Here is a 12,276-nt window from a genome sequence, read left to right as displayed (position 1 = left end):
GTCTGGTCGCGGACGCCGGCTCCGGCCTGGCGTCCGCACGACCACCCTTGTCCATGCCGATGAAGGCGTGACAAAGCACGTGCAGGCCGGCGCACCGCAGCGCGCCGGCCTGCACCGCGATCAGCTGCGGCCGCGCGGGCCCGCCGTCGACGAGGGGGAACCGACGCCCGGCGTCGCGACCTCGCCGCGCTCGCCGCCCGTGCCCGCCGCCGTCTCGGCGTCGGGGACTGACCTCGGGCCGGCCGCCCGTCCGGGGGATGTGACGAGCAGCCGGCCCAAGGCGTTCGGGAACCACCAGTTGGACCGCCCGAGGAGGGTGACCAGCGCCGGGGTGAGGAGCCCCCGGACGACGGTGGCGTCGATGATGATGCCCGCCGCCAGCGCGGTGGCGAACACCTTCACGTCGGTGATGGGGATGCTGGCCAGTGCGGTGAAGGCCAGGAAGAGGATGAGCGCCGCCGAGGTGACGAGGCGGCCCGTCCGGCTGATGCCCGTCACGACGGAGGGGACCACCGTGTCGCGCACCCCCTTGGCGGTCAGCTCCAGATGGGTTTCGCGGATGCGGTGGAGGATGAACACCTCGTAGTCCATGGACAGTCCGAAGAGGAAGGCGAAGACCGCCATGGGGATCCAGATGGTCACCGCCCCGATCGCCGGGGTGTCGAACAGCAGCTCGCTGCCGTAGCCCTCCTGCCAGACGAGCACGACCACGCCGTACGCCGCGCAGGTGGACAGCGCGTTGAGGATCAGGGCCTTCACGGGAAGGACCACCGAGCGCAGGGTCCGGGCCAGTACGACGAAGGTGAGCAGGGCGACGAAGACGAGGATGAGCCCGAGGGATCCGTAGACCGCGTCGATGAAGTCGACGTCCTGGGCGGGTCCGCCGCCCACGAGCGCGCCGGGGGTCTCCCCCGCCGTGTCCATGACCGCAGTCACCGTGTCGCGGCCGCCGTCGCTCGACGGGTCCGCCGTGGTCCACACGTCGACGATGCGCTGCCCGCCGCGCTCCCAGTCCGCCGGGGCCACGGAGCCCGCGACGCCTTCGAGACCGCCGAGCCGGCTGTTCATCGCGTCACTGCCGCCGGCCTCCACGACGACTTCGAGGGGGCGTGCGATGCCCTCGCCGAAGCCCGCGTCGACGATCCGCTGGAAGGCCGCGGCGGGCTGTCCGCCCTGAGCCAGTGTCACGGTGGCCGGCTGCCCCAGCTGCAGGGCGAACACGGGCGCGGCCAGGGCCAGCAGCAGCGCGCCGCTGATCACCGCGGTGAGCGCGGGACGGCGCGTGGTCACCCCGGCGATCCGGCCCCACATCTTGCTGTCCGGGCGGTGCGCCCGGCGCGGGCGGTCGAGCTTGTCGCCCCACGAGTACAGCAGGACGGGCAGCAGGGTCAGGGCGACCGCGACGCTGACGAGGGGGATCAGGAGACCCGCGTAGCCGACGCTGCGCAGGAAGGGGACGGGCAGGACCACGAGCGCGGCGAGCGAGATCGCCACGGTGGCGCCGCTCAGTGCGACGGCGTGGCCCGCACTGGCCACGGAGCGTACGACCGCCTCACGGCGCGAGGCGGGATCGGGGCCGTCGGCTCCGGGCTTCTGCCGTTCCTCCCGCCAGCGGGTGACGACGAGGAGGGCGTAGTCGATGGCGATGCCCAGCCCGATGAGGGCCACCAGGAACTGCACGATGAACGAGACGTCAGTGATCCCGGTGATGCCGCGCACCAGCAGGAACGTGGTGGGGATGGCGACCGCGGCCATCAGCAGCGGAACGATGGCCAGGCCGCTGGTGAAGACGAGGCCGAGCACGACCAGGGCTCCGAGGGCGCCGATCAGCGTCTCGTAGATCGGGCTGCGCTGGGCTCCGCTGTCGCGGCCGGACAGCACGGGCTGGCCGGTCAGCTCGACCGGGGCGCCCGCGATCTTCGTCTGCTCGACCGTCTGCTTGATGCCCGGGAGCGACTGCTCGTAGGGGACGTTGGTGTGGTTCGCCGGCGGATAGACCAGCGCGACGGTGGTGCGCTTGTCCGCGGAGATCAGGGAGTCGTCGCCGGTGTTCGCGTAGGACACGCTGCGGCCGCCCTGCGGGGTGACCTTGGCGACCAGGTCGCCCCAGGCCTTGCGGACGTCCTCGCCGTCGGCGGTCGTGCCCTCCGGCACGGTCACCACGAGGAGCAGCGGGGCGTTCTTGCCGCCCGTCTGGGAGAAGCGCTGGGCGAGGGTGTCGTTCGCCACCTGGGCCGGCTTGTCCGGGAGACGGGACTCGAACGAGAGCTTCTCGATCGTGCTGCTGGACAGAGCTCCCCCGACCAGGGTGAGCACCACCCAGACCAGGACCACGGGCAGCCGATGGGCGAGCACCCATCGCGTCATGCGCTCCACGACACACCTACCTCCTGTAGCGACGCTATTGTGTAGCCACGCTACACATGGGTGATCAACGTAGCTCCCCGGCCCGGCGTCCGCAACCAAAGGCAGGACCCGACGGGGAAGTTGGCCGGACCCCGCACCCTCCCCGGACACGCGAAGAGCCCCTGGTGGGGGCGGCATCCGTCCATGGATGCCGCCCCCACCAGGGGCTCTGGGGAACTACGGGACTACGGGACTACAGAACTACGGAACTACGGGGATCCGGCTCCCCGCATGACCGAGACGAAACGCTTCAGGGCCAGCCCGAAGTAGGCGCCGGCCAGCAGGGTCAGGGTCGCCGCGATGGAGACCATCGGCCAGTCCAGGGATTCGGGATGGCTCAGGCCCCGGTTGAGCATCAGCAGGATCAGCGCGCCCAGCACGGAGAGCAGTCCGATCAGTGCCGCGAGGGTCCCGGTCGTGACCCCGCGGTCCCGCCGCGCGTCCGCCGCCTCGATGCCGCTGCCCTTGCGGAGCCCGGAGACGGCTCCCGCCAGGGAGAGCACGCAGCCGAACGCGACGACCGACAGTCCCATCAGCAGCAGCGGCGGATGCCGGACCTGCCAGGGGCCGGCCGGGCCCCCGAGCATGGCGGACGCCCAGGTCAACGCGAGCAGGGGCAGCGCGCACACGGCACGAGCGGACAGCCGGTTGGCGCTGAGCCTCAGCGTGGCGTCGTTGTAGGCCCGGGCGACCTCGGTGGGCGGACCCCACTCCTGGACGGCGCGCTGCGCGGCCTCCTCGGCGTCGGGGCAGACCTCCAGGTTGCCCTCGGTCGCGCACTCCAGGCCGTCCAGCACCTCATCGAGGATCGCCGACCGCCTGGAGGACGGTCCGACGAGGTGTTCGGCGATGTGCTCGGTGTAGCGCTGTAAAACCGCCGCTTCCGTCACGCTCCGCCTCCCAGCACCACCGAGATGACCGAGGAGACCTCCTGCCAGGCCGTGCGCTTGTCGGCCAGGGCGCGGCGTCCGGCCGTGGTGAGGAAGTAGTTGCGGCGGCGCCGGCCGTTGAACGTCGACCACTCGCTGCCGACCAGCCCCGCGGCCTCCAGCCGGTGCAGGGCCGGATAGACCGTCCCCGTGGGGAGGTTGATCGCGTCACCGCTGCGCCGCTTGAGTTCTTCGATGACGGCATAGCCGTGCTGTTCTCCGGGCTCCAGCACGGACAGCAGCATGCCTTCCAGGTTGCCTCGCAAGGTCTCTGCCTTCATGTCGCCACACTACACATCGGGGCCGGAATCGGGCCTGGCGCTTTCAGCCCCTCGACGGCCGGTCCCTCTCCACTCCACCGGGTCGGCCCCGATCTCCGGCGGGAGGTCCTTGCGCGCCCTGACCCCGAGCTTCCGGAAGATGCGCGTGAGGTGCTGTTCCACCGTGCTCACGGTGACGACGAGCAGCTCGGAGATCTCCCTGTTGGTGTACCCACCCACCGCGAGCCCGGCCACCCGCCGCTCCGCACCACTCAGCAACTCCAGAGCGCCGACGCCCCGCCCCGCCCCACCACACACCCGGCGACCGGGCCCGGCGTCGGATCCGGCATCCGCACCGGCGCCTGCTCCGGCATCCGGTCCGGCGCCTGCTCCGGCGCCCGGTCCGCAGCCCGAACCGACATCCGGTCCAACGCCCGATCCACGGCCCGACCCACCGCACACCCGGCGACCAGGCCCGGCGTCGGATCCGGCATCCGGTCCGCAGCCCGGTCCGACACCCGGTCCGGTGCCTGGTCCGGCATCCGGTCCGCAGCCCGCCCCGGCGCCCGCTCCGCATCCCGAACCGACGTCCGATCCAACGCCCGATCCGCGGCCCCACCCGCCACGCGCCCGGCGACCGGGCTTGGCGTCGGATCCGGCATCCGCTCCGGTGCCTGGTCCGGCGCCCCCTCCGCATCCCGAACCGACATCCCGTCCCACACCCGATCCGCGGCCCGGTCCAACACCCGAACCACCGCGCGAACCGCAGCCCGATCCCTGGCCGGATCCGCCGTCCGGTCCGCGGCCTGATCCGGCGCCCGACCCGCTCTCCGGGCAACGGCCGGCTCCACCATCCGCGGTCCGTCCGGCGCGCGGCCCCAGGCCGTCCAGTTCCGCCGCGAGTACGGTCCCCAGCGGTTGCGCCCCGCACCTTCCGGCGAGCCTCGCCGCCATCTCGAACACCGCCCGGGCCCTGTCCGGCCTGGCCTCCCGGAGGTGGGCGCGGCCGAGGTCCGTCAGGGCGCCGGCCGTCTCCAGCGGGTCACCGGCCGCGCGCAGGACGCCCACCGCCTCGGTCAGCAGCGCCGCGCGCTCGGCGACGTCCGCGGTGGCGGCGAGGACCCGCAGGGTGAGCCCGCGGGTCCGGGTACGATGCGGTCCGGCGAGGGCGAGCTGTTCGTGGGCCAGGGCCCGCGCGGCGGCCTCGTCCCCGAGAGCCAGGTGCGCGCGGGCCGACTCCGTCCGCCAGGGCACCAGCTCGGGCCGGTCGCATCCCCAGGCGCGCATCAGCCCGGCGCAGACCGCGAAGTCCTCCAGGGCCTCGTCGGGGCGCCCGGCCTCCAGGTGGTGGCGGCCACGGGCGTGCAGGTAGTCCAGCCCGAAGCGGGTCGAGAACATCCTGTCCGGTACCGGCACGGCGAGGTGCCGCACGGCCGCCTCGTGGTCTCCCGTCTCGGTGGCGGCCCGTACGAGGACCGACAGCGGCCCGCCCAGTCCCGCGCCCCAGCTCTCCGCCGGGACCAGGGCCAGTGCCGCCTCGGCGAGCCTCCGCGCGGCGCGGGGATCCCCCTGGCGCAGCCGGATGCCGGCCAGCAGCGAGGTGAACTCCGCCTCCCACAGAGGAACCCGGCGGCCCCGGGCCTCGGCCAGCCGAAGCTCGCACCAGCTCTCGGCAGCCTCCAACCGCTCGGCGAGCACCAACGCCGTGACGGCGGACACGATCCACTCCTGAGTGCCCCAGCCGAGCCGCATGCCCCGTAGCGCTTCCTCCGCATCGACGGCCCCCGACCCCCCGGACCCATGGGCAAGCACATCGGCCAACGCCACGGCAGCCCGAACCCTGACATCCCCCCCACCGGGCACGCCCCCGGCAACCACACCGACGGTCCCGACCCCGCCAGGTTCACTCCCCGCACCCCCGCCCCCGACGGGTCCGGCCCCGCCAAGTTCACTCCCCGCACCCCCGACCCCAGCAGCCGCCATCCCGCCGAGCACCGTCCCGCCGGGTTCGGCCACGACGGGTTCACTCCCGACGGACACGGCCCCGGCCGCGATTGCGACGGCCACATCGGCAGGCAAGGTCCCCGCGGACACTGCGGCGGGCGCGGCTCCGGCAGGCACCATTCCGACGGCCACACCGGCAGACACCGATCCGACGGGTTCGGTCCCGGCAACCACCCCGACGGAGCCGGCCCCGCCAGGCACATCGTCAGGTACGGCCCCGGCAACCACCGTCCCGACCTCCGGACCAGCAGGCACGGACCCGACGGGTTCGGTCCCGGCGGTCACACCGACGGGGTCGGCCCCTGCAGACACACCAGCAGACGCACCCCGGGCAGACACCGTCCCGACGGCAACACCGGCAGACAAGGTCCCGCCAGACACGGAACCGGCCACGGCCACGGCGGCCACCCCGGCGGGCACGGCCCGGACCGGCACGGCGGCGGGCACGGTCCCCGCAGCCACGGCCCCGGCGGGTACACCGACGGACGCGACCCTGGCGGCCACACCAGCAGACACGTTCCGGACGGTCACCGTCCCGACGGCTACCCCGGCGTGCACGGCCCCGACGGGCAAGGTTCCGGCAGCCACGGCCCCGGCGGGCACGGCGGCGGCCACGCCCCCGGCAACCCCACCGACGGGCACACCGGCGCGCCGGGTCCCGGTCGCCGAGGGCTCCGCCCTCCCCGCCGCCGCGGGGCCGCGGGTCGCCGGCAGGAGTCCGCGGGTGGCCCGTAGCTCCCCGGCCGTCGCCGGATCGGGGTCCGGGACCAGCCCGGGGGCCCGGGTTCGCCCCGCCGCCTCGACGGCCTCGGCGGCCTCCTCGAACCGGCCGTGCCACAGCAGCCGTCTCGCCAGCGCCAGAGCGTGCCGGCCGGGCAGCCGGCCATCGCGCAGCGCGCGGGCCAACTCGCCGTAGTGCCGGGTGCCGAGCGTCGGATTGAGGACCCACGCGAGGGCGGCCAGCCGCGCCCTGAGGTCCACCCGCTCGTCCTCGCCCCGGCTGACGGCGAGCGCGAGGGCGAGGCAGTCGTGTGCGTCCTGCGGCCGGTCGGCCTCCAGGTGGCGTTCCGCGGCCTCCTCCAGCACGGGCACCGCCCAGGACGGGTGCGCGCGCCCGGCGGCCAGCAGGTGCGGCGCGATCCGCAGGGCATTCGCCCCGTCCCGGTGGAGCAACTCCGCCGCGCCGCGGTGCAGTTCCCGGCGGGCGGACGCCGACAGGCCCCGCAACACCGCCGATCGCGCTACGGGATGCCGCAGGCGCCCCCCGTCCAGGAGCCCGGCCGCCTCCAGCGCCGCGCGGCACTCCTCGACGGCCCCGGCCTCCTCGTCGAGCAGCCGGGCCGGCAGCCCGGCGTCCGTCTCAGCGCCGTCGAGTGCGGCCAGCACCCGGGCCAGCCGGAGGGCGAGGGGCCCGGCACGGCGCAGGCAGCTCAGCACCGTGTCCGCGTAGGCCCCGGCAACGACGGGCTCGTACGGCACCTGGCCGCGCGGCACGGCCCGCCGCTGGTCCTCCACGAGGGCCCGGACGAGCAGGGGGTTGCCGCCGCTGAAGCGGTGGAAGCCCTCGGCCAGGGCCGCCGCGGCGGGCGCACCCAGATGCCCGGCGAGCACGGTGGCCACCGCCGCCGGGGACAGGGGCTCCAGGGCGATCCGGCGGTGGTTCGGCTGCCGCAGCAGCTCGGCGTGCAGCGACGGGCGGCCCGATCCCGACGGCGTGCACTCGGCGGCCACCAGGGCGATGCGGGACGAGCGCAGGTTCCGGGCCAGGTGGAGGATCCAGTACAAGGAAAGGGAGTCCGCGAGCTCGATGTCGTCCACGCACAGCAGGACCGGCGCCCGCTCGGAGATCCGGAGGATCGCGGCGGACAGCTCGTGCAGGGCCCCGGCGCTCTCCGCCCCGGGCGGCCACCGGGCGCCGACCCCGACCCCGACCCCAACCCCGACCCCGACCTCGGCGATCCGGGCCCACTCACCGGCAAGGCCCGCGGGAACGTCTGCGTAAGTGAGCAGCTGGCGCAGGATGCCGCCCTCTACCCGACGCTCCGGCCCCGCCCCGGTGGCCCGCAGGACGAGGAACCCGCGCTCGACCGCGACACCCCTCAGCGCATCGAGCACCTCGGTGCGTCCACAGCCGGTTCCGGCCTGGACGAGCGCAACGCTCCCCCTGCCCCGGGAACCGTCATCGAGCACCTCCACGAGCCCGGCGAACTCACGGTCCCGCTCAGCCAAGCGCACGGCTGCCCCGGCCCGCGCTGCCGACACCCTCCCCGGAAGCCTCGTCGTCCCCGGGCGCCTCGTCGTCCCCGGACACCCCGCCACGCTCGGGCGCCCCGCCACCCTCGGGCCTCCCGACCGCCGCGGCGCCCGCACTCCTCGCCCCGATCAGGGACAGCAGCGGCCCCGTCATCGCCGTCGTCACCAGGGCCATCACCACCATCAGCGAGTACAACGAGCCGTCCAGCAAGCCGAGTTCCAGACCCACTCCGAGGATGACCAGCTCGGTCAGGCCCCGGGTGTTCATCAGCGCCGCCAGGGTCAGGGAGTCCTTCTTGTCCAGGGCCTGCGACCGGGCGCCCAGATAGGTGCCGCCGAACTTCCCGCCGATCGCGACGAGCAGGATGACACCGAACTCGGTGAGCCCTTCGAGCCCCACGCCCCGCAGATCCACCTTGAGGCCCGCCACCACGAAGTACACGGGGAGCAGCAGGGACGTGATCTGCCCGGTGCGGTCCAGGATCTTCTCGCGCAGCACGTCCACACCCTCGCGGGGCATCAGCGCACCGAACAGGAAGGCTCCGAATATGTAGTGCATGCCCATGGCTTCGGTGGCCGCCGCGGAGAGCAGGGCCCCGACCATCACGAGGGACAGGATCGTCTGCGTGAGGGGCTTCTCGATGCCGCCCGGCGCGAACGCCCTGCGCAGCAGCGGCCGTACGGCCAGCAGCACCCCCGCGAACGGGATCAGCAGGGCCACCAGCCAGTAGTTCTCGGCGTCGCCGGCCACCGCCTGTACGCCGCCGAGCGCCGTCCAGGCCACGACGTCGACGACCGCCGCCGTGGCCAGTGCGAGGCCCCCGATCGCCGTACGGGACAGCCCCCGGCTGACGAGGATTCGGGCGAGGACGGGAAACGCGGTCACCGACACCGAGAGGCCCACGAACACCACGAACGCGGCTCGCTGCTCCGTGGGGTGATTGCGCAGCAGGTAGAGGGCGAGGAGGGCTCCGAGGGCGAACGGCACCAGGGTCGAGCCGACGGCCGCTCCGACGGTGGCCCGCGTCCTGCCCCGCAGGAGGCGGTGTTCCAGTTCCAGGCCGACCACGAACATGAACAGCGCGACCCCGACGTTCGCCAGGCCGGCCAGCAGGGGCCGTACGTCGGACGGGAAGAGGTGGTCGGCGGCCAGGTTGCCGAACAGGGTGGGCCCGAGGAGGATCCCGGCGAGGATCTCACCCACCACGGGAGGCTGCCCGACGCGGACGGCCAGCGCACCCAGCCCGCGGGCGAGCAGCAGGATCAGCGCGATGTCCAGCAGTAACAACTGCACTTGGTGACTGGTCATTTCGGTACAGACCTCGATCTGCTGTCGTCGGGTGGGAAGGGGGCGGCCGCCGGCCGGGCACCCCGCTCACGGGAACGAGGGGCGGTGCGCTCGGCCCGGGCCCGCGCCGTACGACCCCGGGGCCCGGCGCGGAGAAGGAACCGGACGCCCTCGGGCCTGCACGACAGGACCACGCCGACCCGCGACCCGCGGCCCGCGACCCTGGCTTCCGCTCGTCCGCTCGTCCGCTCGTCCGCTCGTCCGCTCGGGCCGCTCTGCCCGCGTGGCCGCTCTGCCGGTGTGGCCCATGTGGCCGGTGTGGCCCCGGATGGGCCGCGGGCGTGCCCGATCGCCGGGAATGCCCGCCGAAGGACCCGTCTCGGAGCCGCGTGGTGCGGCCGGGGCGGCGCGATGCGCCCGGGACGGGCGCCGGTCCCCCGTCGGCTCCTCAAGCCTGCGGTCCGGGCCGACCTGCTGTCATCGCCGAGATTGCTCACCTCGGCCGGAGCGCGCCGTCCCGGGGGCGGCGGCGACGCCGAGCCGGCCGAGCGCCCGCCGGGCACAGCGCTCCTCGATCACGGCCGCGTCCCGCCCGGATCCGAGGTGTTCGCATTGCGGAACAACTTTCCCCCTATTGACCGACCAAGACCCGACGGCGCGTACGCATGCGCAACGATCACGGCCACCCCCGACCTCCATGAATGACGAAGCGACACCTCCATACCCGGGGCGACCCACTCCGAAATGCCCGACGGGGCGACTCGCGGCACTCCGGAAATGACCGTAACCCTATTGCTTCGAGGTGGCTGGCTGTGCGAGGCTCAAAGGCGTCCTAATTAACGCAACGGGGGTTGCCGAGTGTCTGCCAGGAATAGTGCCGCCGACAGGTCCGACTTCGACGCGATGAACCACGGATCGATCCAGATCGATTCGCCGGAACATTTCGCGCCATCTCGTTGTTCGAGATCTTTTCGAGCAGGCGACGGACGCCTGGACCCCTAAGGGAGAGCGTCCGCTTCGCCAGGGCGGTCGCCGGGTTTCAGCCGCATTCCGTACCCGGCCCCAGTGACACCCGTGCCGCCGGCCGGGCGCCCGCGTGCGCCTGAGCGAGAGGGCGAGCAGTCACTGTTCGCCCAGGTCCCAGCCCCGTCACTCCATCCGTCGAGTCCGCCCGGCAGTCCGCCCTGCGCCGGACGCCGCGCCCCGCCCGACCGGTCGCACGGGCCTACGTTCCCCTCAGCCCCTTTTCCCGAGCCCAGCGCTGCGCTCGGGACGGGGGTGTGTCGTCAGATCACATCAGGGAGTCCGGAGAAATGATCCACCTCACTCGGCATGCAATCTCCACTATCCGCGAAAACTACCACGAGCCCATCTATCTGGATGACCTCGCCCGCTCCGTCATGATGAGCAAATTCTATTTCCTCCGGGTATTCCAGCGAACAACCGGCGTGACACCCGGACGATTCCTGAGCGCCGTTCGCCTGTATGAGGCAAAACGCCTCCTGGTCAATACCGACTTCAATGTGGCCGACATATCTGCACAGGTTTGCTACAGCAGCGCCAGCACGTTCTCCAGGCGTTTCACCGCCTCGGTCGGCCTCTCGCCCACCCAATTCCGCAAAATCGGCCAGGGCGAGCCCTCGGAGCATCCCCCGGTCATCCCGCTCCCCGTTCCGACCGGGCCTCTCGGATCTGTCGCGGGGACGGCCCTCATCACGGGAACGCCCCTCTTACCCCTGCACATCGGCCTCTTCGACAGTCCCATCCTGCAGGGCCGGCCCCACGCCTGGTCCCGGCTCGACACGGCCGGGACCTTCACCTTGCCCGCCGTACCACCGGGCACCTGGTACCTGCACGCAGTGGGTCCGAGCACCCGGACGGCCGGCGGCCCCGACGGCGGTTCACCGCTGCTGGTGGGCACGAGCGGCCCCGTGCGGGTCGACGCCGACACGTCCACCCGTGTCGACATGGCGGTGCGTCCGGAGGACTGGACCCGACCGCCGGTGCTGCTCGCCGTGCCCGGCATCGGACCGCATCCCTCGCAGTCACCGTCGCCGTCTCCGGCCGAATCGAAGCCCGGGCCGGCCGATCGCTGGGGAGCGCGGCCCCTCCACCGGATCCCCTACGAGCGTTCCGCGCCGGGCGGCCGACTGGCAGCCGTATGAGGCCGCGCCCGGCCGTGCGGTCCGCCTGAACCCTCGTCGAGCGGCGCCGCGATCCACCCACGGGCGATGTGCTCGCCGCCGGGGTGCCGCGCTCCGGTTGCCGTCCCCATGTCCCTCGACCTCTCCGTAGGCCGCCGCGCACCCGGCGTGCGGATTCCGCTCCACACGCTACGCGTCCCGCACGCCGCGACTAACCCCTGTTCTGCGCCGCCGCGATTTACCGGGCCTTAACAACACCCCCCTATTCCCTGGGGAGTTCGGGGAGGTCCGGGGACGTTCGGAGGAGTACGGAGGAGTACGGAGGTCAGCGCGCCGGGGCCCACTGGGCGATGAGGGCTTCGGCCGTGGTGATGGCCGCCACGAGGGAGAGGGAGTTGCGGATCACCTCGGCGGTGCAGGCCGCGGGGACGCCGGCGATGGCGTCGGAGGGGACCACGACCTGGTAGCCGAGGTTCACCGCGTCGAAGACGGTGTTCGGGATCGCGATGTTGGAGGAGACCCCGGTGACGACGAGGGTGCGGACGCCGAGGTTGCGCAGCAGGGCGTCCAGGTCGGTGCCGGCCATCGGGGAGAGTCCGTGCAGCCGGCGCACCACGAGGTCCTGCTCGGCGACGGTGATGGGCGCGGCGACCTCCACGGCCGGGCTGCCGGTCAACTGGCGCACCGGCAGCTTCCCCGCGGCCCGGAACAGCCGGGCGTTGGTGTTGGCCCCGAGCCCGTCCGGCCGCCGCTCGGCCACCGCGTGCAGCACCTGCACGCCGGCCCCGCGCGCGGCCTCGACCAGCGCGGCGACGCGGTCCAGCATGCCGGAGTCCCGCGCCTCCTTCGCCAGCTCCGGGAGGGCGCTCTCCTCGCCGACGACACCGTTCTGGCACTCGACGGTGAGCAGTGCGGTGGTGTCGGGATCGAGATCGGCCATGGCTCCCCCTGGCGTGGCGACGGAAGAGCACGCATGATTCCTGACACACAGT

The 12,276-nt window shown here is 73.2% G+C and carries 7 protein-coding genes; 1 reads left to right on the top strand and 6 read right to left on the bottom strand.

Going from position 1 to position 12,276, the window contains the following annotated elements; translation table 11 throughout:
* Positions 1-120 precede the first annotated feature (120 nt).
* From OG898_RS25285 to OG898_RS25265, 5 genes are all read right to left on the bottom strand, one after another.
* Positions 121-2,367, bottom strand: a complete 2,247-nt coding sequence (locus OG898_RS25285) for an MMPL family transporter (RefSeq protein ID WP_266960425.1) — start codon at positions 2,365-2,367, stop codon at positions 121-123.
* Between the two features lie 248 nt (positions 2,368-2,615).
* Positions 2,616-3,296 carry a hypothetical protein gene (locus tag OG898_RS25280; protein ID WP_266959379.1) on the bottom strand — a complete coding sequence of 227 codons (681 nt, stop codon included), beginning with the start codon at positions 3,294-3,296 and terminating at the stop codon, positions 2,616-2,618.
* The gene (locus tag OG898_RS25275) at positions 3,293-3,616 is read right to left on the bottom strand and encodes a PadR family transcriptional regulator (protein WP_250745214.1); all 324 of its coding nucleotides are present in this window, start codon (positions 3,614-3,616) and stop codon (positions 3,293-3,295) included. Before OG898_RS25275 ends, OG898_RS25280 begins: the two co-directional genes overlap by 4 nt.
* Before the next feature lie 9 nt (positions 3,617-3,625).
* Positions 3,626-7,828: a LuxR family transcriptional regulator gene (locus OG898_RS25270; protein ID WP_266959376.1), complete on the bottom strand. Its 4,203-nt coding sequence runs from the start codon at positions 7,826-7,828 to the stop codon at positions 3,626-3,628.
* Complete coding sequence (locus OG898_RS25265) at positions 7,821-9,161, bottom strand: cation:proton antiporter (RefSeq protein WP_266959374.1); 1,341 nt, start codon at positions 9,159-9,161, stop codon at positions 7,821-7,823. Before OG898_RS25265 ends, OG898_RS25270 begins: the two co-directional genes overlap by 8 nt.
* Before the next feature lie 1,292 nt (positions 9,162-10,453).
* Here OG898_RS25265 and OG898_RS25260 point away from each other — a divergent pair.
* The gene (locus OG898_RS25260; protein WP_266959372.1) at positions 10,454-11,305 is read left to right on the top strand and encodes a helix-turn-helix transcriptional regulator; all 852 of its coding nucleotides are present in this window, start codon (positions 10,454-10,456) and stop codon (positions 11,303-11,305) included.
* Between the two features lie 304 nt (positions 11,306-11,609).
* Here the strand turns inward: OG898_RS25260 and OG898_RS25255 are convergent, their stop codons facing one another.
* Positions 11,610-12,224 carry a cysteine hydrolase gene (locus tag OG898_RS25255; RefSeq protein WP_266959370.1) on the bottom strand — a complete coding sequence of 205 codons (615 nt, stop codon included), beginning with the start codon at positions 12,222-12,224 and terminating at the stop codon, positions 11,610-11,612.
* Positions 12,225-12,276 lie beyond the last annotated feature (52 nt).

It is taken from the genome of Streptomyces sp. NBC_00193, from assembly GCF_026342735.1.
Lineage (GTDB): Bacteria > Actinomycetota > Actinomycetes > Streptomycetales > Streptomycetaceae > Streptomyces > Streptomyces stoeckheimensis.
Note: the sequence above shows the minus strand (reverse complement) of the source record. Positions and strands in the feature narration are given on the sequence as shown.